This window comes from Streptomyces sp. NPDC107550, from assembly GCF_055639095.1.
In genome coordinates this window covers 13,849-38,309 of sequence record NZ_JBVKBC010000021.1, presented here as the reverse complement: position 1 = coordinate 38,309, position 24,461 = coordinate 13,849, and the positions used below count along the sequence as shown (strand labels likewise).

19 protein-coding genes are annotated in these 24,461 nt (G+C 73.4%); 5 read left to right on the top strand and 14 right to left on the bottom strand.

Features of this window, described 5'->3' with window-relative positions; all coding sequences use genetic code 11:
- Positions 1-7: 7 nt before the first annotated feature.
- The 6 genes from ACZ7LY_RS24445 to ACZ7LY_RS24420 all read right to left on the bottom strand — a co-directional run bounded on the left by ACZ7LY_RS24445 (position 8) and on the right by ACZ7LY_RS24420 (position 8,235).
- Entirely contained in the window at positions 8-1,708 is a 1,701-nt protein-coding gene (locus ACZ7LY_RS24445; protein WP_471626823.1) for a carbohydrate-binding module family 20 domain-containing protein, read from the bottom strand.
- 325 nt (positions 1,709-2,033) lie between these two features.
- The gene (locus ACZ7LY_RS24440) at positions 2,034-3,098 is read right to left on the bottom strand and encodes a LacI family DNA-binding transcriptional regulator (protein ID WP_471626822.1); all 1,065 of its coding nucleotides are present in this window, start codon (positions 3,096-3,098) and stop codon (positions 2,034-2,036) included.
- Entirely contained in the window at positions 3,095-4,759 is a 1,665-nt protein-coding gene (locus tag ACZ7LY_RS24435) for a glycoside hydrolase family 13 protein (protein ID WP_471626821.1), read from the bottom strand. Before ACZ7LY_RS24435 ends, ACZ7LY_RS24440 begins: the two co-directional genes overlap by 4 nt.
- 52 nt (positions 4,760-4,811) lie before the next feature.
- The gene (locus tag ACZ7LY_RS24430; protein WP_471626820.1) at positions 4,812-5,729 is read right to left on the bottom strand and encodes a sugar ABC transporter permease; all 918 of its coding nucleotides are present in this window, start codon (positions 5,727-5,729) and stop codon (positions 4,812-4,814) included.
- A gap of 21 nt (positions 5,730-5,750) precedes the next feature.
- Complete coding sequence (locus ACZ7LY_RS24425; RefSeq protein ID WP_471626819.1) at positions 5,751-6,758, bottom strand: carbohydrate ABC transporter permease; 1,008 nt, start codon at positions 6,756-6,758, stop codon at positions 5,751-5,753.
- Between the two features lie 199 nt (positions 6,759-6,957).
- A complete protein-coding gene (locus tag ACZ7LY_RS24420; RefSeq protein WP_471626818.1) occupies positions 6,958-8,235 on the bottom strand; it encodes an extracellular solute-binding protein in 1,278 nt (425 codons plus the stop codon).
- Positions 8,236-8,629: 394 nt separating this feature from the next.
- Between ACZ7LY_RS24420 and ACZ7LY_RS24415 the strand changes: the two genes are divergently transcribed.
- From ACZ7LY_RS24415 to ACZ7LY_RS24405, 3 genes are all read left to right on the top strand, one after another.
- Positions 8,630-9,685 (top strand): LacI family DNA-binding transcriptional regulator, encoded by a 1,056-nt coding sequence (locus ACZ7LY_RS24415; RefSeq protein WP_471626817.1) that lies wholly within the window; start codon positions 8,630-8,632, stop codon positions 9,683-9,685.
- Positions 9,686-10,225: 540 nt separating this feature from the next.
- The gene (locus ACZ7LY_RS24410; protein WP_471626816.1) at positions 10,226-12,412 is read left to right on the top strand and encodes a DUF4139 domain-containing protein; all 2,187 of its coding nucleotides are present in this window, start codon (positions 10,226-10,228) and stop codon (positions 12,410-12,412) included.
- A gap of 5 nt (positions 12,413-12,417) precedes the next feature.
- Positions 12,418-14,016 carry a mucoidy inhibitor MuiA family protein gene (locus tag ACZ7LY_RS24405; protein WP_471626815.1) on the top strand — a complete coding sequence of 533 codons (1,599 nt, stop codon included), beginning with the start codon at positions 12,418-12,420 and terminating at the stop codon, positions 14,014-14,016.
- Between the two features lie 45 nt (positions 14,017-14,061).
- On the opposite strand, the gene ACZ7LY_RS24400 is transcribed toward ACZ7LY_RS24405, so the two are convergent.
- From ACZ7LY_RS24400 to ACZ7LY_RS24380, 5 genes are all read right to left on the bottom strand, one after another.
- On the bottom strand, positions 14,062-15,663 hold the full coding sequence (locus ACZ7LY_RS24400; RefSeq protein ID WP_471626814.1) for a Na+/H+ antiporter: 1,602 nt from the start codon (positions 15,661-15,663) through the stop codon (positions 14,062-14,064).
- 183 nt (positions 15,664-15,846) lie between these two features.
- Positions 15,847-16,764: an NAD-dependent protein deacetylase gene (locus ACZ7LY_RS24395; RefSeq protein ID WP_471626813.1), complete on the bottom strand. Its 918-nt coding sequence runs from the start codon at positions 16,762-16,764 to the stop codon at positions 15,847-15,849.
- Positions 16,743-17,603, bottom strand: coding sequence for a hypothetical protein (locus ACZ7LY_RS24390; RefSeq protein ID WP_471626812.1), 861 nt, complete (start codon positions 17,601-17,603; stop codon positions 16,743-16,745). The genes ACZ7LY_RS24395 and ACZ7LY_RS24390 overlap by 22 nt, the downstream gene beginning before the upstream one ends.
- Positions 17,587-18,501 carry a helix-turn-helix domain-containing protein gene (locus ACZ7LY_RS24385; RefSeq protein WP_471626811.1) on the bottom strand — a complete coding sequence of 305 codons (915 nt, stop codon included), beginning with the start codon at positions 18,499-18,501 and terminating at the stop codon, positions 17,587-17,589. Before ACZ7LY_RS24385 ends, ACZ7LY_RS24390 begins: the two co-directional genes overlap by 17 nt.
- 229 nt (positions 18,502-18,730) lie before the next feature.
- Entirely contained in the window at positions 18,731-19,231 is a 501-nt protein-coding gene (locus ACZ7LY_RS24380) for a pyridoxamine 5'-phosphate oxidase family protein (RefSeq protein WP_471626810.1), read from the bottom strand.
- A gap of 134 nt (positions 19,232-19,365) precedes the next feature.
- On the opposite strand from ACZ7LY_RS24380, the gene ACZ7LY_RS24375 reads away from it, so the two are divergent.
- The gene (locus ACZ7LY_RS24375; protein ID WP_471626809.1) at positions 19,366-20,349 is read left to right on the top strand and encodes a zinc-dependent alcohol dehydrogenase family protein; all 984 of its coding nucleotides are present in this window, start codon (positions 19,366-19,368) and stop codon (positions 20,347-20,349) included.
- A gap of 34 nt (positions 20,350-20,383) precedes the next feature.
- Here ACZ7LY_RS24375 and ACZ7LY_RS24370 read toward each other — a convergent pair whose 3' ends face one another.
- The 3 genes from ACZ7LY_RS24370 to ACZ7LY_RS24360 form a co-directional block, all read right to left on the bottom strand.
- Entirely contained in the window at positions 20,384-21,211 is an 828-nt protein-coding gene (locus ACZ7LY_RS24370; protein WP_471626887.1) for an alpha/beta fold hydrolase, read from the bottom strand.
- A gap of 262 nt (positions 21,212-21,473) precedes the next feature.
- On the bottom strand, positions 21,474-22,208 hold the full coding sequence (locus ACZ7LY_RS24365) for a methyltransferase domain-containing protein (RefSeq protein ID WP_471626808.1): 735 nt from the start codon (positions 22,206-22,208) through the stop codon (positions 21,474-21,476).
- Positions 22,209-22,261: 53 nt separating this feature from the next.
- The gene (locus ACZ7LY_RS24360; RefSeq protein WP_471626807.1) at positions 22,262-22,831 is read right to left on the bottom strand and encodes a CGNR zinc finger domain-containing protein; all 570 of its coding nucleotides are present in this window, start codon (positions 22,829-22,831) and stop codon (positions 22,262-22,264) included.
- Positions 22,832-22,933: 102 nt separating this feature from the next.
- Between ACZ7LY_RS24360 and ACZ7LY_RS24355 the strand changes: the two genes are divergently transcribed.
- Entirely contained in the window at positions 22,934-24,160 is a 1,227-nt protein-coding gene (locus ACZ7LY_RS24355; RefSeq protein ID WP_471626806.1) for an epoxide hydrolase family protein, read from the top strand.
- Positions 24,161-24,461: the final 301 nt, after the last annotated feature.

Below are 24,461 nucleotides of genomic sequence, written 5' to 3'. Positions count from 1 at the left end.
GCGCCGGTCAGTCGCGCCAGGTGTCGTCGAGGGCGACACTCCCGGCGGCGCCCACGGTCGCGGTGCGGTTGGCGCCGCTCTCCCAGGTGACGGCGCCGTTCGCGTCCTTGCGTACGTACTTGTAGGCGAAGGTCGTCCCGGCGGGCAGTGGCACGTCCAGCTTCCAGACGGGGTAGGCGGCCGGGTCGAGCTTGAGGGCGCCCTCGGGGTTCCAGGAGCCGAGGGCGGCCTTGTCGCCGGTGACGTAGATGTTCTGGCCCCAGGAGGTGGTGGCGTTGACGCGGAAGGAGGCGCCGGTGGCCGGGGCGGGGTCGGTACCGCTTGTGCCGCAGGTCCTGGCGCCGGTCTGGAGGGCGAGCGCGGTGTTGGCGCCGAGCGTCGCGGTGAAGCGGCCCCCGGCGTCGACGGTGACGGGCTTGCCGCTCTGTACGTCGCAGTAGGTACCTGCGGGCAGGGAGGTCTGGAAGGTCCGGGTCAGGGCGCTCGTCTCATGGTTGAGAGCGACGTACGCCTTGCTGCCCCGGCCGAACGCGATCTGGTTGCCGCCGTTGTCCCACCAGTCGGTGACGGCCTCGCCGCGCGCGGTGTTGCGCCACGCCACCATGGAGGAGATCTCCCGCCAGGCGTGCTGGCACTTCCACCCGTCGGTGTAACAGGCGTTCACGGCGCCCCCGTTGGGCGGCCCCGCGTCCTTGTCGCTCCACTCGTAGCCGGAGTGCACGTCGGGCGAGCCGTAGGGCCAGGCCAGCATGAAGACACTGGCGAGGGTGTACGTCGCGCCGTCCTTGTAGTTCAGGGTGTCGCCGCCGCGCTCGGTGTCGTGGTTGTCGACGAAGACGGCGGACCTGGCGGAGTCCATGTAGCCCCAGGCCGTGCCGAAGTTCTTCAGGTAGGCCAGTTTCTCGCCGGTGAAGACGCGCTTGAGGTCGCGGGCGTAGCGGAACTCCTGGACATCGCCGTTGCCCAGGTACTCGCTCGGGGAGACGGCCTCCCCGGCGCCGTAGATCGCCTCCTGCTTCCAGTACGCGTCGGGCTTGGTCAGCCGGGACTTGATGACGGCGAGGTCGGCGGCGGCCATGTGCTTGGCGGCGTCGATGCGGAAGCCGTCGACGCCGAGCGAGAGCAGGTCGTTCAGGTACCCGGCGATGGTGGCGCGGACGTGTTCCTCACCGGTGTCGAGGTCCGCGAGGCCGACGAGTTCGCACTCCTGGACGTTGGTGCGGTCCTGGTAATTGCTGATCGTGGCCGTGCAGTTGTCCATGTCGGCGCGCGAATAGAGGCCCGGGTAGTCGTACTTGGTGTACGAGGAACCGCCGGTGCCGGTGCCGGAGCCGGCGGACATGTGGTTGATGACGGTGTCGGCGACGACCTTGACGCCGGCGGCGTGGCAGGTGTCGACCATGTTCTTGAACGCGGTCCGGTCGCCGAGGCGGCCTGCGATGCGGTAGCTGACGGGCTGGTACGAGGTCCACCACTGCGGACCCTGGATGTGCTCCTGGGGCGGGGAGACCTGGACGTAGCCGTAGCCGGCGGGGCCGAGGGTGGTCGTGCACTCCTTGGCGACCGAGGCGAAGTTCCACTCGAACAGGACGGCGGTGACGTCCTTGGTGCCGGGCGGCGCGGCCTGGGCCGGTACGGCCGGGACCGTGAGGGCGGCCGCTGCTCCCGCCAGTGCGGCGAGGGTCGCGGCCACGGACTTTCTGGCCATGGTTCCTCCTGAGTCGAAGGGCAACGCGCCATGCCCGTAAGGCCGGTGGGGGATCTTACGAATCTTGCTGCAACTCTTTGCGGGGTGACCGTATGAGCCGCCACCCCCAGGGTCAACCCTCTGGACTCCCCCAGTTATCAAGCCGTTGACATGACGGCTTCCAGGGCAGATCTCCCCTGCAAGGTCTTACGCAAGAGTTGCGGCGGTGTTACGTTCAACCACGCTCCGGTCCGGGACGCCGGGGGCCCGGTCAGGCCGGGCCCCACGCGCCCGGCGCCCGGACCGGAGCCCCGACTCCCGCGCCCGGAGGCGCTTTTGAGCCCCGTCAGGAAACGTGCGCGCGGGCCGGCTGCGCCGTGGATCCGCGCACGACCAGCTCGGGCTGGAAGACGTACTCCGTGCGCTGCACGGGAGTGCCGCCGATCTCCTCCAGGAGCGCGCCCACGGCCGCCGTCGCCATCGCCTGCACGGGCTGGCGGACGGTCGTCAGCGGCGGGTCGGTGAACGGGATGAGCGGCGAGTCGTCGAAGCCGATCACGGAGACGTCACCCGGCACGTGCAGCCCGCGTTCGCGCGCGGCCCGGATCACGCCGAGCGCCATCGGGTCGCTGCCGCAGACGATGCCGGTGCAGCCGAGGTCGAGGAGGGCGCCGCCGGCCGCGTGGCCGCCCTCGACGGTGAACAGGGTGCGCTGGATGAGCCGTTCGGCCTCCTCGCGCCCGAGGCCCAGCAGCTCGTGCAGGGCGGCGACGAACCCCTCGGCCTTGCGCCGCGAGGGCACGAACCGGGTCGGCCCGATGGCCAGGCCGATGCGGTCGTGCCCGAGGTCGGCGAGATGACGTACCGCCATCCGGGCGGCCGAGCGGTCGTCGGGCGACACGAAGGGCGCGTTGACCTGCTCGTTGAACCCGTTGATGAGGACGAACGGCACCTTGCGCTCCGCGAGGCGCGCGTAGCGGGAGGCGTCCGCGGTGGTGTCGGCGTGCAGCCCGGACAGGAACACGATGCCGTTGACGCCGCGCTCCTCCAACTGCTCGACGAGCTCGTCCTCGGTGGAGCCGCCCGGCATCTGCGTGCACAGCACGGGCGTGTACCCGTACCCCGCGAGGACCTGCTCGATGACCTGCGCGAACGCCGGGAAGATGGGGTTGGTCAGCTCGGGGATGACCAGGCCGATCAGTCCGGCGCTGCGCCGCCGCAGCCGCACCGGGCGCTCGTAGCCGAGCACGTCGAGCGCGGCGAGGACGCGCTGCCGGGTGGCGGCGGCGACGCCGGGCCTGCCGTTGAGGACGCGGCTGACGGTGGCCTCGCTGACCTCCGCCTGGGCCGCGACGTCGTGCAGCCGCAGAGCGCCGCTGTCGGCGGCGCCCCGCGGCCCGGGGTTCGTCACGCGGCCCACCAGACCGTGCAGTCCGCGGGCAGTTCGACCTCGCCGTCGGCGACGGCGTCGAGAGGCGAGCTGGCCAGCAGGACCGTGCCCGGCGCGGCGATCCGCACGGGGGCGCCGGTAGTGTTGACGGTGCAGACGAAGCCCGGCCGCTCGAAGTGCAGCACGCCCGCAGGCGCGTCGTCGTGCCAGATCACGCTGTCACCGGCGCCGAGTCCGGGGTGGGCGCGGCGCGCGGCGAGGGCGGTGCGGTACAGCTCCAGCGTCGAGCCGGGGACGCCGGTCTGCGCCTCGACGCTGAGGTCGCCCCAGGTCGCGGGCTGCGGCAGCCAGCTCCCGCCGTCCCCGAACCCGTACGAGGGTCCCGTGCGCGTCCACGGGATCGGGACGCGGCAGCCGTCGCGGAAGCCGTCCTGGCCCTGCGCGCGGAAGAAGGAGGGGTCCTGGCGCACCTCGTCGGGCAGGTCGGTGACATCTGGCAGACCCAGTTCCTCGCCCTGGTAGACGTACGCGGAGCCCGGCAGCGCCAGCATGAGCAGGGTCGCGGCGCGGGCGCGGCGCAGGCCGAGGGCGCGGTCGCCGGCGGTGCGGATCTGCGTGCCGAGGCCGGGCGGGTTGGCGTAGCGGGTGGCGTGCCGGGTCACGTCGTGGTTGGACAGGACCCAGGTGGCGGGGGCGCCGACCGGGCGCATCGCGTCGAGCGACGAGTCGATGATCTTCCGCAGTTCGGACGCCTCCCAAGGGGCGCCGAGGTACTGGAAGTTGAACGCCTGGTGCAGCTCGTCGGGGCGCACGTAGTTGGCGGTGCGCTCGACGGTCGGGGTCCACGCCTCGGCGACGAAGATCCGCTCGCCGTCGTACTCGTCGAGGATCGTGCGCCACGTGCGGTAGATCTCGTGCACGCCGTCCTGGTCGAAGAACGGCATGACGTCGTTGCCGAGCAGCTTGAGCTGGTCGGAGCCGCCGAGGTCGGGCAGGCCCGCCGCCTTGACGAGTCCGTGGGCGACGTCGATGCGGAAGCCGTCGACGCCCATGTCGAGCCAGAACCGCAGGATCGAGCGGAACTCGTCGCCGACCGCCGGGTGCTCCCAGTTCAGGTCGGGCTGCTCGGGCGCGAAGAGGTGCAGGTACCACTCGCCGTCGGGCAGGCGCGTCCAGGCGGGGCCGCCGAAGATGGACTCCCAGTCGTTCGGCGGGAGTTCGCCGCTCTCGCCCTTGCCGGGACGGAAGTGGTAGCGCTCGCGCAGCGGCGAGCCGGGACCTTCGGCGACGGCCCGCTTGAACCACTCGTGCTGGTCGGAGGAGTGGTTCGGTACGAGGTCCACGATGACGCGCAGGCCGAGCGCGTGGGCGTCGCGGATGACCGCGTCGGCGTCGAGCAGCGTGCCGTACATCGGGTCGACGGCACGGTAGTCGGCCACGTCGTAGCCGCCGTCGGCCTGCGGGGAGGCGTAGAACGGCGACAGCCACACCGCGTCCACGCCGAGGTCCTTCAGATACGGCAGGCGGCGGCGCACGCCCTCCAGGTCGCCCGTGCCGTCGCCGTCGCTGTCGGCGAAGCTGCGCGGGTAGACCTGGTAGATGACCGCGTCGCGCCACCAGTCGGTGGCCTCGCGGGTGGGGGCGGGCGTCGCGGAGACCTCCGCGGAGTGCTGCTGGCTCATGGCGTCCTTGAAACGTGAGGGGCCGGACAACGGGTCGATGAGGAAGGGTGGTTCAGCCCTTGGTGCCGCCCGCCGTCAGACCGGTGACCAGATTCTTCTGGACGAGGTAGAAGACGGCGGAGATGGGGACGGCGATCAGCACGGCCGTGGCGGCCATGTACTGGCGCTGCGCGTCGTGCTCGCTGACGAAGCTCTGCAGGCCGACGGCGAGGGTGTACTTCTGGTCGTCGAGCATGAAGGTGTTGGCGAAGGCGACCTCGCTCCACGCCGTGATCATGGTGTAGAAGGCGGCGACGGCGAGTCCCGGCCGGGCCAGCGGCAGGATCAGCCGGAAGAACGTGCCGAACGGCGAGAGCCCGTCGACGCGTCCTGCCTCGTCGATCTCCATGGGGATGGTGTCGAAGTAGCCCTTCATCAGCCACGCGCAGTACGGCACGGCGGTCGTCAGGTAGACGATGATCAGGCCGGCGTAGGTGTCGATGAGGCGCAGGTCCGAGAGGATCACGTACATCGGGACCATGAGGACCGCGACGGGGAACATCTGCGTGACCAGCAACACCCACATGAACTTGCGGTAGCCGGGGAAGCGCATGCGCGACACGGCGTAGCCGCTGGTCGCGGCGACGAGGACGCCGATGACGGTGGTGCCGAGCGAGACGACGAGCGTATTGCCCAGCCATTTCAGGAAGTTGGTGTGCTGGAGCACGTACGCGTAGTTGCCGAGGGTGGCGGTGTCGAGGATCTTCGACGGGTGGAGGTAGTCGTCCTTGCCCGGGCCGAGCGAGAGGAAGACGAGCCAGCCGATCGGGAAGAGCGCGACGAAGCTGGAGACGATGAGGACGGCGTGGGTCGCCACCGACGCGCCCCTGCTGCGGCGGCCGCGGCGCGGGGCGTTGCCCGCGGCGGCGACCGTTGCGGACACGGGCTCGGGCTCGGGGACCGGGGTCGTGGTGAGGGTCTGGGTGCTCATGGCGTGGCTGCTCCTGCTGCGTCAGATGGCGGCTGATACGTCGTTGCGGTTCAGCCAGCGGCGGTAGACGGAGGTGAACACGATGAGGATGGACAGGAGCAGCACGCCGTAGGCGGCGGACTGGGCGTAGTCGCGCGGCTGTTGGCCGAAGCCGAGGTAGTAGGCCCAGGTGACGAGGATCTGCGCGTCCGGGGCGGTGTTGCCGAACAGCAGGAAGATGATGGCGAACTGGTTGAACGTCCAGATGACACCGAGCAGGACGACGGTGGAGCTGACCGAGCGCAGACCGGGCAGGGTCACGTGGCGGAAGCGCTGCCAGGCGTTCGCGCCGTCCATCTCGGCGGCCTCGTAGAGCGTCGCGTCGATGGACTGGAGGCCGCCGAGGAGCGAGACCATCATGAAGGGGACCCCGCACCAGGTGTTGACCATGATCGCGGCGAGCTGCTGGAACAGGGGTTCTTCCAGCCAGGAGGGGCTGGGCAGGCCGAGCGCGTCGAGGGTGGTGTTGACGACGCCGGCGTCGGCGAGCATGAACCGCCAGGCGAAGACGGTGACGAAGGTCGGCACGGCCCACGGCAGGATCAGCATCATGCGGTAGGCGGTGCGGGCGCGCAGCCCCTTCTGGTTGAGCAGGAGGGCGAGGCCGAGGCCGATGCCGTAGTGCAGGGCGACGCAGGCCGCGGTCCACACGATGGTCCAGATGAAGTGCGACCAGAACCGCTCGTAGGAGGTGGGCCCCCACAGGATGTCGGCGTAGTTGTCGAGGCCGATGAACTTGTAGGTGGCGTCGATGTGGTTGACGCCGATGGTGCGCGCCGAGTTGAGGCTGTCGGCGTCGGTGAGCGTCAGGTAGAAGCCGCGGACCAGCGGGTACAGCACGATGACGGCGAGCACGACGACGACCGGCGTGATCATCGCGTACGCGTACCAGTGCTTCTGGTAACCGTTCTTGAGGCGGGCGAGCAGGCCCGGGCGCCGGTCGCGGTCACCCCCGCTGGGGGCGGCCGGGCGCTCGACGGCGACAGTCATGGGGAACACCTTCTGGTCTGCGGCGGGGGTGCGGTGGGGCCGGGGCGGTCGGGCAGATCGCGGGGCGCCCGCCCGGTTCGCGTGGGGAACGGGCCGAGTGCCGTACGGCGTACTGCCGTACGGCGGGTGCCGCGGTTCCGCGCGCGGGGCGGGCGATGTGCGCAACCGCGGCACCTGATCGGGGCGTTACATCGGGGAGTTACTTGGTGAAGCCGTCCGGCAGGAGCTTGGCGTACTGGGTCCGCACGGAGGACAGCACCGCGTCGAGGCTCGTCTTGCCGCTCGCGGCCTTGGGCAGCTCGGTGTCGAGCGGGCCCCACAGCGAGGAGTACTCGGGCAGCTCGGGGCGCGGGCTCGCCGCGGAGAGCACCTTCTGGTAGCCGGCGAGGCCGGGATCCTTGGTGACGTCGGCGGTGTACGCGTCCTGGCGGGTGGGCAGCGTCGCGTTCTTCAGCGCGATGGTGGTCTGCGTCTTCGCCGACGTCATCCACTTGACGAACTTCAGGGACGCTTCCTGGTGGGCCTTGTCGGAGCCCGCGTACACGGAGAGGTTGTGGCCGCCGGTCGGGGCGCCCGCCTTGCCGCTGGAGCCGGCCGGGACGGTGGCGACACCGAGGTTGTTCTTGTCCTTGAACGCGGAGCCCTTGTAGAAGTTCGTGACCTCCCAGGGACCCTCGACGGTCATGGCGACCTTGCCGTTGACGAAGGCGTCCTGGCGGTGCGCGTAGGAGTCGGCGGTGACGTCGGCCTTGTGCAGGCCCTTGCCGTCGAAGAGGCTCAGCCAGGTCTTGCCGGCCTTCTTCGCCTCGGGCGAGTCGATGGTGATCTTCTTGCCGGCGGCGTCGACGGTGTCGGTGCCCTCGCCGAGCAGGAACGGCTGGAAGTAGTAGCCCTTCTCGGAGCCGAAGAAGCCGTCGACGCCGGTCTTGGCCTTGACGGTGGCGGCGGCCTTCTTCAGGTCGTCCCACGTCTTGGGCGCCTCGGTGATGCCGGCCTTCTTCAGCAGCGCCTTGTTGTAGACGAGCGCGAGGGTGTCGGTGACCAGCGGCACGCCGTAGGTCTTGCCCTCGTACTGGGCCTGCTTGATGAGGTTGGGCTGGAACTTGTCCTTCTCGGCGAGCGCGTCGGTGCCGTCCAGCGGGAGCAGGTAGCTCTTCTTGGCGAAGGCGGGCGTCCAGCCGACCTCGGCGCGCAGCACGTCCGGGGCGCCGCTGGCGCCGGCCGCCGTGTCGAACTTGTTCTGCGCCTGGTCGAAGGGCACGTTGACGTACTTGACCTTGATGCCGGAGTTGGCCTTCTCGAACTCCTTGACCAGGGCCTTGTACGTCGGCGCCTCGTTGGTGGCGTTCGACGTGTCCCACCACGTGATGGTGACGGGGCCGGAGGACTTGCCGCCGTCGTCGTCGCTACCGCCGCAGGCCGTCGCCGCGAGTGCGAGGGACGCCACCACCGCTGTGGCCGCTATGCCACGCCGCATGAGATCTCCTAGAGGGTGAAAGCCCGTGTGGGCGGGGAGAGGTCCCGTCCGCTCCCCTGGCCGACTGGCGACTGCACCGTTGCCGCCGCCGGGCGACGTGAACGTAACAGCGCGGAAAGCGCGGCGAAAGACCTTGCGCGATTTTTCTGCAAGAGCGATGCATCGTTACATCGCCGTGTCCGGAGAGTTGCCGAAAGATCGGTTGACAGGGGCGGCCAGAAGGGGACATAGCCGTACGAAAGGCTTGCAAGTGGCTGGCTCCGATGGCCTGTTAACACCGCAAGGCGTCCGGATCCCGATGGCGGCGCTCTTTGCAACGTCTTCCAAAAGCCTTGCGGAACGGCCTCCCGGAGCCGGTGCGCTTTCCGCCCGCGGGCAGGTACAGTCCAGTCCCATGACCGCGCGGCTCGCCGACATCGCAGCCCAGGCGGGGGTCAGTGAGGCCACAGTCAGCCGCGTGCTCAACGGCAAGCCCGGCGTCGCCTCCGGCACCCGCGAATCCGTCATGGCCGCGCTCGACGTGCTCGGCTACGAGCGTCCTGCGCGCCTGCGTTCGCGCAGCGCGGGCCTGGTCGGCCTCATCACCCCGGAGCTGGACAACCCGATCTTCCCCGCGCTCGCGCAGGTCATCGGGCAGGCGCTGACCCGGCAGGGGTACACGCCGGTCCTCGCCACGCAGACCCCGGGCGGCTCCACCGAGGACGAGCTGACGGAGATGCTCGTCGAGCGCAGCGTCTCCGGGATCATCTACGTGTCCGGGCTGCACGCCGACACCACGGCCGACACCCAGCGCTACGACCAACTGCGCGGCCAGGGAATCCCGTTCGTCCTCGTCAACGGCTTCTCGCCGCTCATCAAGGCGCCGTTCGTCTCCACCGACGACCGGGCCGCGACCCGGCTCGCCGTCGCCCATCTCGCCTCGCTCGGCCACACCCGGATCGGACTCGCGGTCGGGCCGCGCCGGTTCGTGCCCGTGCAGCGCAAGATCGAGGGGTTCCGGGGCGGCATGGCCGAGCGCTTCGGGCTCGACGACGAGCAGAGCGAGGCGCTGATCCAGCACTCCCTGTACACGATGGAGGGCGGCCAGGCCGCCGCCGCGTCGCTGCTCGCGCAGGGCTGTACGGCGATCGTGTGCGCCAGCGACATGATGGCGCTCGGCGCGATCCGCGCCGCGCGTCAGGCCGGGCACCGGGTGCCGGAGGACGTGTCGGTGGTCGGCTTCGACGACTCGCCGCTCATCGCGTTCACCGATCCGCCGCTCACCACGATCCGGCAGCCCGTGCAGGCGATGGGCCAGGCCGCGGTCCGTGCGGTCCTGGAGGAGATCGGCGGTACGCCCGCGCCGCACACGGAGTTCGTCTTCATGCCGGAACTGGTGGTACGCGGTTCCACGGGCGCGGGCCCGGACCTACGAGGCGGCCAGCCCCGGGGACCTGAATATCGCCGCTGAGGCCAGCCCCGTAAGGGGCGCGAGGAACTGCGCGCCCAACCACGACGCACCCGGCACTCTGGGGCTCCGCCCCAGCCCCCGCTCCTCAATCGCCGGAGAGGCTGGAAGTATGCACTGAGGCCAGCCCCCTCAGGGGCGCGGGGAACTGCGCGAGAAGCCCCACCGGGGCTGCACCCGAGGCACAACGATCACGCACCCGGCGCTAGGGTGCCGCCTTGCCCACCCTGCCGCCCCAGGCGGCAGACTGCCCAAGGCGGGGGGCGCCTAAGAAGTGCCGGTGCTGGCAGCCCCGTCAGGGGCGCGGGGAACTGCGCGAGCGGCCACGACGCACCCGGCACTCTGGGGCGCTGCCCCAGCCCCCGCTCCTCAATCGCCGGAGGGGCTGGAAGTTGACGCTGAGGCCAGCCTGCCGGGGCCCCGGGCCGGAGGCCGGGAGTATGCGCTGAGGCCAGCCCCGGTCCATGCCCGCACACCTGCGCGTAAGGTGCGTACCCGGGCCCGAGGGCGCCTCGGGGGTGCGGGCGAGGAAGGCGGAGAGCCATGGCGGGGACGGCACGGCCGTGGGAGTCGGAGCTGACGTCGGTGGTCGTGTACGCGCGCGGCGCCGTGTGCCACCGGCGCGCCAGGGGCGTCGTCCCGGCGGACGGCCGCGTCCGCGTGACGGGCCTGCCGCGCGCGCTGGACCCCGGGTCACTGCGCGCCCGCGTGCTCGGCGGGTCCGGCGCACGGGTCACCGCAGCCCGCCCGGTCGTCGACGCGGAACCGGCGGCGCCGGAGACCGATCCGGCCCTGCTCCGCGAGGTGGAACGGCTGCGCGCCGCGCACGAACGGGCATCCCTGCACCGCGACCGGCAGCGCGCGCGGGTCGAGGAGATCGCCGCGCTGCGGCCCGTGCCGCCGCCCCGCAAGCGCGACGACCCGCACCGGCCCACGCCCGTGGACGCCTGGCTCGGCCTCGCGGGCTTCGTCGACGACCGCCTGCGCGCCCTGCACGAGCGGCTGGCCGCACTGGAGGACGACGTGGAGCGGGCGGCGCACGAACTCACCGTCGCGCAGGACCGGTTGGCCCGCGCCTCCACCGACTCCCCCACCGCCCGGGTCCGTACGACGATGACGGCGGACCTCGCCATCACGGGCACGGAGGCGGAGACGGAAGCGGGCGGCGCCGCGGAGGTCGAGGTGGAGGTCGAGTACCGCGTGCCGGGCGCGGTGTGGGTGCCCGCGTACCGGCTGACGTTCCATCAGGGCACGGGCGAGGCACGGCTGGTGCTGCGGGCGTCGGTGGCGCAGCGCACGGGCGAGGACTGGAACGGCGTCCGGCTCGCCCTGTCCACCGCCGACCTCGAACGCCCCACCGGAGTACCGACGTTGCGGTCCCTGCACATCGGCCGGAGGCAGCCCGCTCCGGAGCCGTCCGGCTGGCGGGAGCCCCCGGCGGGGCTCGGTGACCTGTTCGCCGGGTACGACGCGGCGGGCCCGCGCCCGGGCGGCGGGGCCCTGTTCCGGGGCGCCGTCGGCGGGGCGGCGCGGCCCGTGCCGGCGCCGGGGGCGTCGGCGCCGCCGGTCCACGCGGCGGCGGAGGAGGGGGCGCCGGACCTGCCGGAAGCCGCGGATCACGGGCCTGTCGCGGGGTACGGACCGCCCCCGGGCCCGCCCGTCCCACTGAACCATGCCCCAGCCCCGGTCGCCTACGGTGCCGCTCCCTCCGGCCCGCCGCCGCCCGGCAGTACCCGTACGCAACCGCCCGCACCCGGCGCCGTACAGCCGCGCGCGGCGAGAGGCGCCGCCGGGGGCCGTGCCCGGCACGCGGCCGGCGAGGAGCCGGTGCCCGCGCCGCCGCCCGCCCCGGACCCCGCCGACCTCGACTACGCGGCGCTCGTCCTCGGGGGCCCCGACGAGCCGGGCGCGCGGCGCGGCCTGCTGCTGCCGGATGCGGCGGTCCCGTACGCGGGCGACCTGCCCGGCCGGGGCGGCGATCTCGTGGCCGCCGAGCACCGGCGCCGCGCAGAGGCCGTGGGCGCCCTGCCGCTGCCGGGGCACGCGGTGCGTCCGCGCGAGTCGGCGGGTTCCTTCGACCACCGCTACGACGCGTCCGCGCCCGCCGTCGTCCCCTCGGACGGCGCCTGGCACACCGTCACCGTGACGGAACTGCCCGTCGCGCTCACCACGGAGTACGTGTGCGTCCCGGCGGTGGACCCGACCGTGTACGCGACGCTGCTGGTGTCGAACACCACCGACCAGGCGCTCCTCGCGGGCCCGGTGGACGTCACGGCCGACGGCGAGCACCTGCCGTCGGCGGCGCTGCCGACGCTGGCGCCGGGCGGCCGGGGCCGGGTCGGGCTCGGGCCCGCCGAGGCGGTCAGGGCCGTGCGGCGCACCGAACTCACCGAGTCCACGGCCGGGTTGCGGAACACGACGACGGTTCTCGACCACCGCGTCCACGTCGATCTCGCCAACCGGCTCGGCCGCCCGGTCACCGTCGAGGTTCGCGAACGCGTCCCGGTGACGCACGACGCCGACATCCGGATCGAGGAGTCCGGCGACTGGACCCGGCCCCCGGCCGACGACCCCGGTGACCCCGGTGACCCCGCCACCGAAGCGCACGCCCCCGGCACCCGGCTGTGGCGGGTCGAGGTGCCCGCGGGCGGCACGGCGGCGCTCCACGGCGGCTACGAGATCCGCGTCCCGGCCGCCAAGGCCCTCGACGGCGGCAACCGGAGGAACTGACCACCATGACGACGCCCTTCCCCGCCCCGGACGCCACCCGCGCCGACGCGCCGGCCGAGGCCGTCCCGCTGCCCGTCACGGCCGTCACCTGCCTGGAGAACCGCGCGCACATCGAGCGCACCGCGACGGTCGAACTGGCCTCCGGGGTACGGACGTTGCGGTTCGGGCCGATCAGCGCGCTCGCCGTCGACCGCAGTCTGCACGCCGAGATCGGCGGCTCCCCCGGCGCGTCCGTGCTGGACGTCCGCCTGACCCGCACGTGGACCCCGCGCGCCCCGCGCGAGGACGCCGATAACGACTCGCCGTTGCGGCGCCATGTCCGCGCGCTCCAGGAGGAGCAGCGGGCGCTGGAGCGCCGGCGGGAGCGGCTGCGGACCCGCGCGGACGCGCTGGGCGTGCTCGCCGCCGACCTGCTGCGCGACATCGCGGAGGGCGCGGGACACGGGCGGTGCGAACCGGAGCGCTGGGCGGCGGAGACGGACCGCGTCGACGCCGAACGCGCCCAGCACGAGGACGAACTCCATGACGCCCAGGCTCGGCTGGCGCATGTCTCCGATGAACTGGCGCTGGCGTACCAGGCGTTGTCCGAGGCGGAGGAGGCGCCGCCGGAGCTGACCGCGTACGCGGAGGTGACCGTGCGGGCCGGCCGGGCGGGGCCCGCGGAGGTGCGGCTGAGCCATCTCACGCCGTGCGCCGTGTGGCGGCCCGCGTACCGGGCGACGCTCGGGGACGGCGAACTGACCTTGCACACCGACGCGCTGGTGTGGCAGCGCACGGGCGAGGACTGGTCCGGCGTCCGGCTGACCCTGTCCACGGCCCGGTCCGGCGGCCCGACCCTGCCGCCGCGCCTCGTGCCGGACCTGCTGACGCTGCGTGACCGGGACGCCGCCGAACGCCGGACGGTGGCCGTGGAGACCCGCGAGGTGGAACACGCCCGGCTGCCGCTCGACCGGGTGCCGGGCCTGCCCGGGGTGGACGACGGCGGCGAGGCCCGGGTGCTGCGCGCGCCCGATCCGGTGTCCGTGCCGGGCGACGGCCGCGCCCACCGCGTGCCGCTGACCCGGGCGGTCTCGGCGGCGGTCGCCGAGCTGGTGTGCGCGCCGGAGCTGTCGCCGCAGGTCGTGGAGTCCGTACGGTTCACCAACACCTCGGGGCACGCCCTCCTCGCGGGCCCGGTCGAACTGGTCCGGGGCAGCGGCTACACCGGGCGCGGCACCCTGGAGTTCACCGCGCCGGACGCCCCTGCCGATCTGGCGTTCGGCGGCGCGGACGCGTTCCGGGTCCTGCGGGAGACCGAGGAGCGCCGGGAGACGACGGGCCTGACACACCGCACGGTCGTCACACGCGAGGTCACGCTGCGGATCTCGCGGTTCTCCGCGCCGGACGAGCGGGGCGAGCGTGTGGTGACGGTCCGCGAGCGGCTGCCGGTGTCGGAGGTCGCCGAGGTGGAGGTCCGGCTGCGCCGCGACGCCTGCTCCCCCGCGCCGGACGCGGTCGACGACGGAGGCATCGCCCGCTGGGACATCGCCCTGCCGCCGGGCGGACGGCGCACGGTCACGCTCGTGTTCGAGGTGTCGGCGAGCGGCAAGGTCACCGGGTTCTGACGCTCGTACGTACGGTCAAGTGCCGTACGCGGGCGGCCGGTCGGCTCAGTCGACGGGGATGTGGCGCAGCAGGTGCAGTTCTTCGGAGTCGAGGCGGCCCTGGAGGCGGCGCAGGACCGTGTCGTCGATGTCGCCCTGGTCGCGCAGGCGCACGACGACGGCCCGGCGTTCGGCGAGCAGGGCGAGGCGCAGGGCGGTGGCGTCGTCGGTGAGGCGCTGTGGGTGGGTCTCCGGGTCGACGGGGGTGGCCTGGCAGCGCAGCGCGAGGGCGTCGGCCTCGGCCTGGCCCGCGACGCGGATGGCCTCGGCGACATCGGGCGCGGTGTCGAGGCGGTCGGCGAGCGCGGGCAGCGCGGCCAGCGCCTCGTTGATCGAGTCGGACTCGGCGCGCCACTCCTCGCGGGCCACGCCGCCGTCGTGCGGGATGCGCGCCCAGGCGACGACGCGCGGCAGCACGACGGCCTGCGCCATCGTGACGACGATGACGAAACCGGTGACGAAGACGATCAACTCGCGGTCGGGGAAGGGGTGTCCGCCCGCGACGGTGCTCGGCACACCGAGCGCGGCGGCGAGCGAGATGGCGCCGCGGAACCCGGACAGGGCGCTGACGGTGAGCCTGCGCGCCGAGTACGTCGTGCCGGAGGCGCGGGCGGTGCCGCGGCGCAGCACCCGGAAGAGTCCGGCGACGCCGAAGTAGTAGGCGAACCGTACGGCGATCAGCGTCCCGGCGACGCCGGCCGCGGTGGCGAGGGCGTGCGGGAGCTGACCCCCTCTCAGTTCCAGGACGGAGTGGACGAGTTCGACGCCGATGAGGACGAAGAGGGAGCCGTTGAGGAGGTAGGTGGCGACGGTCCAGAAGTGCTGGGCCTGCACCCGGACCTCGGCGCGGACCGTGCGCGGGCCGCTCTGGCTGAGCATGAGCCCGCACACGACGACGGCGACGACACCGGACGCCTCGGCGTACTCGGCGGCGAGGTAGGCGCTGAACGGCGTCAGCAACAGCAGCACCTGTCCGCGCAGCGCGTCCCCCTCGGAGGTCCGCGCCCGCAGCCGCTGTACGAGGCTGCCGACGATGCCGCCGATGAGGGCGCCGCCGCCGTAGCCGAGGACGAACAGCCAGGTGACGTGCGGGACGGTCACGTGCTCGGTGCCGACGGTGACGCCGACGGCGATGCCGTAGACGACGAGGGCGGTGCCGTCGTTGAGGAGGCTCTCGGCGCGCAGCAGGGTGATGTCGCGGCGCGGCAGCAGGCGGGCGACGACACCGACGGCGGTCGCGTCGGTGGGGGCGACGGCCGCGCCGAGCGCCCAGGCGGGGCCCCAGTCGAGGCCGGCGGTGTGGGCGACGCAGGCGACGGCGCCCGCGGAGGCGAGGACGAGGACGGTCGCGGCGAGCGTGACGTCCGTGAGGTGGCGGCGGATCTCGCGCAGGGAGGTGTTCAGGCTCTCCCAGAACAGCAGCACGGGCAGGAACAGCAGGAGCACGACCTCGGAGGGCAGTTCCACGGCGCGCAGCGCCGGGACGACGCCCATGAGGACGCCGAGGGCGAGCAGGACGACCGGCGGGGCGACGCGCAGCCGCTCCCCCCAGGCGTTGCCGAGCAGGACGGCGAACCCCAGCAGCACCACGAGAACCAGGCCCAGCACGACGTGTTTCCTCCCAAGACGCACGGTGTGCCGCTCACGGTACGGCGCCCGGCCCCCGGGAGCGTGCGCGGCGGCCCGGCGGGGGCCGGACGGACCCGGCGGAGCCCCGTACACGCCGGACGGACCCGGCGGAGCCCCGTACACGCGGGACGGACCCGGCGGAGCCCCGTACGCGCCGGACGGTCAGGGCGCGTCCGCCGGGGCGGCCTGGCCGAGCACCTTCGGCAGGAGCGCGGTCAGCGCCGGACCCAGCGGCAGGTCGATCCGGCGGGTGGCCCAGCGGTCGCCCCGGGTGGGCCCCTGGTTGACGATCAGTACGGGGGTGCCGGCGTCGGCGGCGCGGCGCACGAACCGCAGCCCGGACATCACCGTGAGGGACGAGCCGAGCACGAGCAGCGTCGTGGCGGTGTCGACGAGGTCGCCGCAGGCCGCTACGCGCGCGGGTGGCACGTTCTCGCCGAAGAAGACCACGTCCGGCTTGAGGACTCCGGTGCCGCAGGCGTCGCAGGGCACCACGCGGAACTCGCGTACGGCCTCGTCGGGCAGTTCCACGTCGCCGTCCGGGTTGACGCGGGCGGCGCGGTGGCGGTCGGCGACGGCGTCGAACCCGGTGTTGGCCGCGCGCAGCCGTTCGTCCAGGGCGGCGCGTCCGCTGAGGGCTCCGCAGCGCAGGCATACGACACGGTTCAGGCTGCCATGCAGCTCGATCACGCGTTCGGTACCGGCGGCCTGCTGGAGTCCGTCCACGTTCTGCGTGATGGTGCCGGTGACGAGTCCGGCGCGGGCGAGCGCGGCGACGGCCCGGTGCCCCGCGTTCGGCCGGGCGCGGCGCATGGCCCGCCAGCCGATCTGGCTGCGCGCCCAGTACCGCTGCCGCGCCCACTCGCTGTCGACGAACTCCTGGTACGTCATCGGCGTGTGCCGGCGCAGCGAGCCGTGCTCCCCCCGGTAGTCCGGGATGCCCGACTCGGTGGAGAGCCCCGCGCCGCTGAGGACCACGACGCCCCCCGCGCGCACCGCGTCGACGACGGCCGTCGGGTCGGTCGTGGCGGGCGGCAGGTCGGCGGGGGGCTCCCAGTTCAGCGTCGGTCTGATGCGCATGGCAGCAAGCGTACGCAGACGGCGTCCGGAGGTCGGCGTGTCGGCAGCGGCGCCAAAGGCTCGGCGGGCTCCGCAGGGCTTGCGGCGGCCGGCGGGTTCGTACGGCGGCGGGCGGCGGCGCGGAGCTGTTCGCCGAGCAGCCGGACCCGGGGGGCGAACCGGGCGTCGGGCAGCGGCAGCTCCACGTCGTCGTCCACGAACGCCACGGCAGCGGCGACCTGGGCGACGGCCTGTTCGACGCGAGGGCGCGCGGCGCGGGCCGGGGGGTGTTCGCGGAGGAGTTTGCGCAGGATGCGGACGGTCGTCTGGAGGCTGGTGTCGGCGGGTTCGGTCGGGGCCATGCCGGTGAGGCGGGTGGCGCGCAGGTCGGTGTCGGTGGGCAGGGCGTGCGGGGTGTGCCGCTGCCACCAGTGGGCGGGGTCGTGCTCGCCGGCGCTCAGGTGGTGCAGGTACAGGCAGAACGAGGCGAGGTGGTCCTCGGCGCCCGCCGCGTACTGCCACCAGAAGCGGGCGCCGTCCTCGAAGCCGCCGAGGTGGAGGCAGCAGCCGAGGGTGGTGGCGCTCTCCGGCTCGGGGACGAGGCTGTGCCCGAGGAAGTCGGTCAGGTGGTCGGACCCGGCGAGCAGGACGACCGCCTCGCACAGCGCCCCGAGGTCGCGCCGGGCCTCGGTGGCGTCGTCGCCGCGCCGCTCGGCGTCGTCGGCGGGGGGCCCGGCCGGGTCGTACGTGCCCGGCGCGCCGGCCGGGCGGCCGAAGCCGAGGCCCTGGTACGCGAAGTCGTCGTCGCGCAGCCGGGCCCGTGCGAGCAGCTGGTCGAGCGGGTCAAGGGCGTTGCGCATCGCCGTCTCCTTCCTCGGTGGGCCGGCCCGTCGACAGGTGCAGGCCGAGGGTGCGGCGGGCGTGTCGTTCGCCGGAGCGCACCGAGGGCAGGTGCAGGCCGAGGGTGTCGGCGACGGTGTGTTCGTCCAGGCCGTGGAGGTGGCGCAGGATCATGATGTCGCGCTGGAGCTCGGGCAGGGCGGCGATGGCGCCGTAGAGGCGGATCGTCTCGTTGACCTGCCGCGCGCGTGCGCCGGGGTCGCCCGCGCTCTGCCGGAGGTCGCGCAGGGCCTGGGTGGCGAACGCGGCCTCGGTCAGACTCGGCGGCCCGTCGGGGCGGGCGGTGCGTTCCAGGACCGTGCCGCGCAGGATCCGCCAGGCGAACCGGTTGGTGCGGTCGCTCGCCAGCGCCTCCTCCCAGATGATCAGCAGCAGGTCGAACACGTCGGTGACCGCGCGGCGCGCGTCGGCGGGGCGCCGCAGGAAGGTCGCCGCGTAGGCGAAGTAGACCGGTTCGTACGCGACACGGAAGGCGCGGAACGACACGGGTTCGGGGCCGGGGCCGGGGTCGCGCGGGACGCAGGTGGTGATCCAGCGGGTGGGCTTGTGGGCCTCCTTGGCGGCCAGCGCCCAGTGCGCGCGCAGCATGACGATGGAGGCGGGCGGCCAGCCGAGCGCCTCCATCAGCGAGCGCATGAACTCCCAGCGCGGGTAGCGGCCCGCGGCACGCAGCAGTTCGCTGATCTTGGAGCGGGGCCAGCCGGTGTCCCGCTCCAGGTCGTGCAGCGTCCTGCCGCTTTTGCGATACGCCTCGCGCAGCAGCTCGAGGAGCGCCCGCTGCCGGGGCCCGGCTCCCCGCCTGATGGGCCCGAGCGGTCTGCCGGGTCTGCCGGGTCTTCCGGCGTGTCGACTGATCATGGAACGTTCTCTTCTCCCGGTCCCGCCCCGTCTCCCGACAGGCGCGCACGCTCGGTTGGCCGCCCCGAGCCGCACTCCCGCCCCGGGCACGCCCCAGCTTGCAGCGCGCCCGCCCCACCCCGAGGGGGATTCCCGCAACGGGGAACAATGCGCCCGCCGAGCCGTGCTCAGGAGGCAGGGTGCCCCGGGGACCGGAGCGTCAGGGCCGGTGCACGATCCGGGTGCTCGGTCAGGGCCGGCCAGGTCCCGCCTGTTTCTCGGCGAGGTCCGCGAGGAACCGCGGGACGCGGCCCGCGCCGAAGTCGTAGTAGCGGGCCCAGTGCGGCTCGACCGCGATACGGGCCATGCGGTCGTTCAGGGCGCGGCAGTTGCGTTCGAACTCGGCGGCGGTGTCCGCGTCGTAGTTCTTGCGGGCCGCTTCCAGGTACTCCGGGACGACGCCGTCGACGATCGTCAGCCGGGCGATGCCGCGTACGGAGAGGTTCCGCGCGGAGCCGGGGTCGTCGCCCGCGTCGAGGGTGAGGGCGATCTCGGGGCGGGCGGTCAGCGCCGCGACCTTGGGGGCGGTGGCGGCGGTCGCCATGACGATCTCCTCGCCGGTCCAGTGGATGCCGATGGGGATGACGCGGGGCAGCCCGTCAGGCCCGTTGTAGGCGAGCCGGGCCATGGTCGCCCTGCGCAGGAGATCATCGGCGTCGGCCAGTTCACGGGCGATCTGCTGAGGGTCCATGCCGGTCATCCTCCACGCTCGCGCGGCCGTGCGCGGCCCTCCTGCGCGAGTCGGGCGGTGTCGGCCGCTGAGCTGGGCTTTCCCCGGTCTGCGTACGATGAGACGACTGTCGTACGCAGAGGGAGGGGCGGCGCGTGCTCGCTGTCGTGGCCGGGCGGCCGGGGCGGTTCGCGGAGGTGCTTGAGGCGCGTGCGGCGGACGGCCCGGCGGCGCCCTCGGCGGGGCAGGTCGTCGTGCGGATGCTGGCGTCCACGGTGAACCCCTCCGACGCGGTCACCGTCTCGGGCGCGTACGGCTCGCGGACCACGTTCCCGATGGTCCCCGGCTTCGAGGGCGTCGGCGTGATCGAGCGGGCGGGCACCGGGGTACCGGGCGCGGCCGTGGGGCGGCGGGTGCTGCCGCTCGGTTCTGCGGGGAACTGGCAGCGGTTCAAGACGCTCGCCTGGTCCTGGTGCGTGCCGGTGCCGGACGGCCTGCCCGACGAGGTGGCGTGCTTCGCCTACATCAACCCGCTCACCGCGACGCTCATGGTCGAGCGGCTGTGCCCGCCCGGCGCACGGAACGTGGTCGTCACCGCCGCCACGTCCGCCATCGCCGGTCATCTGGCCGAGCTGCTGAACGCGCGCGGGATCGCGCCGGTCGGTGTCGTACGCGGCACACCCGGGCGGGCGCCGGCCGATCCGTCCCGCTGGAGCGCCCTCGTACGGACCTGCGAGCCGGACTGGCCCGCGCGGCTGCGGGAGGCGGTCGGGCCGGGTGGCGCCGACGTGACCTTCGACTGCGTGGGGGGCGAGGTGGGCGGTGACGTGTACAGGGCCACGTCCGGCGCCGGGGTCTTCGTCCACTACGGGCTGCTGTCGGGGTCCCCGCTCCCGGCGGACTGCTGGGCGGGGCGCGGTGCGCGCGTGGAGCTGTTCCGGCTGCGCAATCTCGTCCAGCGGGGCGACGGCGGCCATCTGCCCGCCCTGTTCGTCCCGGTGTTCGACCATCTCCGCCGGGGGCTGTTGCGTACGGCCGTGGGGGCGCGGGTCCCGCTCAGTGGCCTGGTCGAGCATCTGCGGGACGCGGGGAACGGTTCGCCCGGTACGGGAAAGCCGCTCATCGACGTCCAGGCGTGAGCCCCCCGCCTGACACGGCCCCCACCGACTCCGCTCACCGGGCGAGCGCGTGCAGGGCGTCCGCGACCGGCGTGGGGTCCAGGGGGCCCACGTGGGAGGCGCGGGGGAAGTCGCGTACGCGGAAGCGGTTGCCGGGGGTGGCCGCGTCGGCCTCCGCGATCATCCTGTCCTGGAGCGCGGTGGCGATCGTACGGTCCCGGCCGAACCGCAGGTAGGTGCGGGGCACGCGCCCCCAGGTGCCGGCCCGGCCGACCGCGCGGGCCGCGTAGGCGGCGACGGGCTCGTCGGTCTGCATGCCGGCCAGCGTGCGCCGGAAGTCGGCGTCGGGGTGGTCCGCGCAGATCATCTCCTTCAACAGCGCCAGCTCACCCCTGACCCCCGTACGGAAGTTCAGCCGCAGGACGCCGAGCCGGTCCGGGTCGCCCACGGTCAGCTCCACGGGGCTGACGGCGTCCGCGTTCTCGGGCGCGGCCGTGCAGGCGTCCGCCGAGGGCAGCGCACGGCTGGGGCAGAACGCCGCCATGTAACAGATGTGGTGGAGCAGGTGCGGTACCGCGTCGGCGACCCGGCTGACCGACACGCCGCCGAGGCTGTGCCCGGCCAGCACCACCGGCGCGTTCCGCGCGGCCCGGCGGACGATGCCCGTGACCCGCGCTTCGTAGTCGTCGAGGCCGAGGTGTTTCAGCGGGGACGGCTCGACCGCCATCGCCGCGAGGTCCTGCCGCTGGTACGACTCCGGCACGAACGCCTCCGCGCCGTGCCCCGGTTGGTCCACCGTGACGACGCGGTGGCCGCGCAACGCCAGTTCCCGCGCGATCGGCGTCCAGAAAGCGCCGGCGCTGTGCGTGCCATGCACCAGCACGTACGTCACCGGTCCGCGGCGCGGGCCTGAGGCGGCGGCCCGGGCGGAGGCGGGGCCGGTGCCCAGGCCGGCCGCCAGCGCCGCGCCGCCCGCCGCGAGTCCCAGGCCGCGCAGCGCCGAGCGCCGGGTGGTGCCTTCTCGGCCGTCGTTCGTGTGATCCGCCATGGGCACCACGCTAGGAACGGGCGACCGGGCTCACCAGCGGGCCACCACCCTGTTCGGGGGTGAACCCAGGCCCACCCCCGGGCGATCCCCTTTCCCCTCAACTCCCCTTGCGCCACACGGAGATGTGCTTCGCGGAGTCCTCGGTGAAGGGGCTTCCGTCCCAGTCCGCGACGCGGCGTTCGAGGGTGAGGCCGGCGATACGGGCCATGAGGTCGAGTTCGGCGGGCCAGGCGTAGCGGTGCCGGGAGGCGCCGCGGCGGTAGTGGTCGCCGTCGCGGGTGAAGTGGTGCGAGACGAGGATCTGCTCGACGAGGTCGAACGTGTCGAAGCCGAGATGCCGTTCGGACACGTCGAAGGGCACGGCGACCTGGCCGGGCGGCAGGAACCGCAGTGGCGGCACGCCGAGTTCGATGACGAACCGGCCGCCGGGCGCCAGGTGGCGGGCGGCGTTACGGAAGCACTGCACCTGTTCGTCCTGCGTGAGCAGATTCGTGATGGTGTTGTAGACGAGGTAGACGAGGGTGAACTCGCCCGGGACGACCGTGGTCGCCATGTCCCCGATGGTCACGGGGAGCTGCTCGGCGTCGACCTTGCGGCGCAGCACCGCCGCCATGTGGGGCGACAGTTCGATCCCGGTGACCGGCACGCCCCTCGCGCGGAGGGGGACGCCGACCCGGCCGGTGCCGATGGCCAGCTCCAACGCGGGGCCTTCGGCGGCGAGTTCGACGAGGAAGTCGAGGGTCGGGCCGAGGACGGCGGCCGAGTTCATCTCGGTCTCCCCGGCGTCGTAGCGTTCGGCGGTCGCGTGGTCCCACAGTTCACTGCTCGTCACGGGCATCCACTGTGCCGAGCGCGCCGGACCGCTGTCGACCGGTTTTCCGGCGGTCACACCGGGTCGCTCTGACGGCGGTTGGCCTGGAAGCGCGCCTTCTTCTGGCGGTTGCCGCAGGTGTTCATCTCGCACCATTTGCGGGTGCGGCTCTGACTCGTGTCGAAGAACGCGGCGCGGCAGGTCGGGGACGCGCACAGCGCCAGCCGCCCGTCGCGCTCGCTGGAGAGGATGTCGACCGCGTCGCCGGCGATCACCCCGAGGGCGTCCTCGACGCGCGCGTCCGGGCCGAGCCGCCAACGCCGCGCACCCTCGGGCGTGAGGACGGCGGCGGCGCGCCCCTGAACACTGCGTTCGTTGATGATCCGGACCGCCGGCGCGGGCAGCGGCTCGGCCAGCGCGCCCGCGGTCGCGGCGGCATGGATCGCCTCACGCAGTTCCCGGGCGAGGGCGAGCTGGTCGGGGGTGCAGGAGTCCACGGCGAGGCCGCTCACCGCCAGCCAGTCGACCAGCCGGCCCGGCACCGGGATCCGCTCGACGGGCTCGCCGCACCGCTCGGTCAGCGTCGCCGTGAAGCTCGTCGCCAGCACCCTGCCGAGGCGGAACTCGGGAAACTCACCACGCATGGAACCAGCTTAGCCGGTTGCGGCGTACCCGGCCCCCTTGCTAGAACCGTCTAAGCCGGTTCACATCGACGGTGGCCGGTCCCGCGACGCCGAGGAGCCCCCATGCCCCGCCCGAGCACCGCCGCCTCCCCCTTCGAGTCAGGCGCCGCCGCACCCCCCGAGTCGGGCCGCGCCGGCACCGCCGTAGAACCCTTCGTCAGCCGGGTGAGCGACGCCGAACTCGACGATCTGCGGGCGCGGTTGACCGCGGCGCGGCTGCCCGAGCCGGAGACCGTGCAGGGCGCGGGGCCCGGCGCGCGCAGGTGGGCGCAGGGCGTCCCGCTCGCCGATCTCGTGGACCTCGTGGAGTACTGGCGTACCGCGTACGACTGGCGCTCGTTCGAGGCGCGATTGCACGAGATCGGGCAGTTCCGTACGACGATCGACGGGCTCGGCATCCACTTCCTGCACCGCCGTTCACCGCGCGCGGACGCGACACCGCTGCTCCTGACGCACGGCTGGCCGGGCAGCGTCGCGGAGTTCGTGGACGTGGTGGACGCGCTGGCGGGGCCGGCGGACGCGGCGGCGCCCGCGTTCCACGTGGTGGTGCCGTCGCTGCCGGGCTTCGGGTACAGCGACAAGCCGGCCGCGACCGGCTGGGGCACCGAGCGGATCGCCGCGGCCTGGGTGGAGCTGATGCGGCGGCTCGGACACGACAGGTTCGCGGCGCACGGCGGCGACTGGGGCGGCAACATCACGACGGTCCTCGCGGGCCGCTACCCGCAGCACGTACTCGCCGTGCACACCTTGTTCGCGCAGGCTCCGCCCGGGCTGACGACGGAGGGCCTGACGGACACCGAGCGGCGGTGGGCGGAGGAGACCCGCGACTTCTGGCTGCACCGGGCCGCGTACGCGAAACAGCAGGCCGCGCGCCCGCAGACGATCGGCTATTCGCTGGTCGACTCGCCGGTCGGGCTGCTCGCGTGGATCCTCGACAAGTTCGCGGAGTGGTCCGACACGGACGACAGCCCGTTCGAGACGATCTCCCGGGACCGCGTGCTCGACGACGTCAGCCTGTACTGGTTCACGCGCTCGGGCGCGTCGGCGGCCCGGATCTACCACGAGAGCCATGACTCGCTCGACCCCGAGCTGCGCGTCGACGTCCCCGCCGCGGTCACCATGTACCCGCGCGACATCGAGAAGACCCCGCGCCCGTGGGCCGAGCGGCGCTACCGGCGGATCGTCCGCTGGCACACGCCCGAGGCGGGCGGTCACTTCCCGTCGCTGGAGATGCCGGAGTACTTCGTCCGTGACCTGCGCGAAGGACTGGCGGCGGCCCTCGGCGCCTGAGCCCGCGCCGCGCGTCCCCCGTCCCGTCCGACCGGTTGGGGCGGTGTGCCGTGGGGGGTTCTGCGAGTACGTGTGACAGCAGCGCCTTCCGTACGGCTGTGAGCTGCGGTCTCCTCGGCGATGGAAGGCGATGGCACCGGCCGCGGTCCGAACCGGCGCAGATGGGTACCCGGTCTCCGGATGCCGCCCCGCCCGAAAGGGCCGACGGTGGAGAGGGAGCGCGTCCCCGTGCGTGATCCGGGTCCAGGCCGGCACGAAGCACTGGCACGGCGCGAAGGCCGACGCGTGGTTCTCCCACATC

Excerpts from the sequence above, each read along its gene's own strand:
- ACZ7LY_RS24445 (WP_471626823.1), bottom strand. The coding sequence starts at position 1,708 with ATGGCCAGAAAGTCCGTGGCCGCGACCCTCGCCGCACTGGCGGGAGCA.
- ACZ7LY_RS24435 (WP_471626821.1), bottom strand. The coding sequence starts at position 4,759 with ATGAGCCAGCAGCACTCCGCGGAGGTCTCCGCGACGCCCGCCCCCACC.
- ACZ7LY_RS24430 (WP_471626820.1), bottom strand. The coding sequence starts at position 5,729 with ATGAGCACCCAGACCCTCACCACGACCCCGGTCCCCGAGCCCGAGCCC.
- ACZ7LY_RS24425 (WP_471626819.1), bottom strand. The coding sequence starts at position 6,758 with ATGACTGTCGCCGTCGAGCGCCCGGCCGCCCCCAGCGGGGGTGACCGC.
- ACZ7LY_RS24420 (WP_471626818.1), bottom strand. The coding sequence starts at position 8,235 with ATGCGGCGTGGCATAGCGGCCACAGCGGTGGTGGCGTCCCTCGCACTC.
- ACZ7LY_RS24415 (WP_471626817.1), top strand. The coding sequence starts at position 8,630 with ATGACCGCGCGGCTCGCCGACATCGCAGCCCAGGCGGGGGTCAGTGAG.
- ACZ7LY_RS24410 (WP_471626816.1), top strand. The coding sequence starts at position 10,226 with ATGGCGGGGACGGCACGGCCGTGGGAGTCGGAGCTGACGTCGGTGGTC.
- ACZ7LY_RS24405 (WP_471626815.1), top strand. The coding sequence starts at position 12,418 with ATGACGACGCCCTTCCCCGCCCCGGACGCCACCCGCGCCGACGCGCCG.
- ACZ7LY_RS24395 (WP_471626813.1), bottom strand. The coding sequence starts at position 16,764 with ATGCGCATCAGACCGACGCTGAACTGGGAGCCCCCCGCCGACCTGCCG.
- ACZ7LY_RS24390 (WP_471626812.1), bottom strand. The coding sequence starts at position 17,603 with ATGCGCAACGCCCTTGACCCGCTCGACCAGCTGCTCGCACGGGCCCGG.
- ACZ7LY_RS24385 (WP_471626811.1), bottom strand. The coding sequence starts at position 18,501 with ATGATCAGTCGACACGCCGGAAGACCCGGCAGACCCGGCAGACCGCTC.
- ACZ7LY_RS24380 (WP_471626810.1), bottom strand. The coding sequence starts at position 19,231 with ATGGACCCTCAGCAGATCGCCCGTGAACTGGCCGACGCCGATGATCTC.
- ACZ7LY_RS24360 (WP_471626807.1), bottom strand. The coding sequence starts at position 22,831 with ATGCGTGGTGAGTTTCCCGAGTTCCGCCTCGGCAGGGTGCTGGCGACG.
- ACZ7LY_RS24355 (WP_471626806.1), top strand. The coding sequence starts at position 22,934 with ATGCCCCGCCCGAGCACCGCCGCCTCCCCCTTCGAGTCAGGCGCCGCC.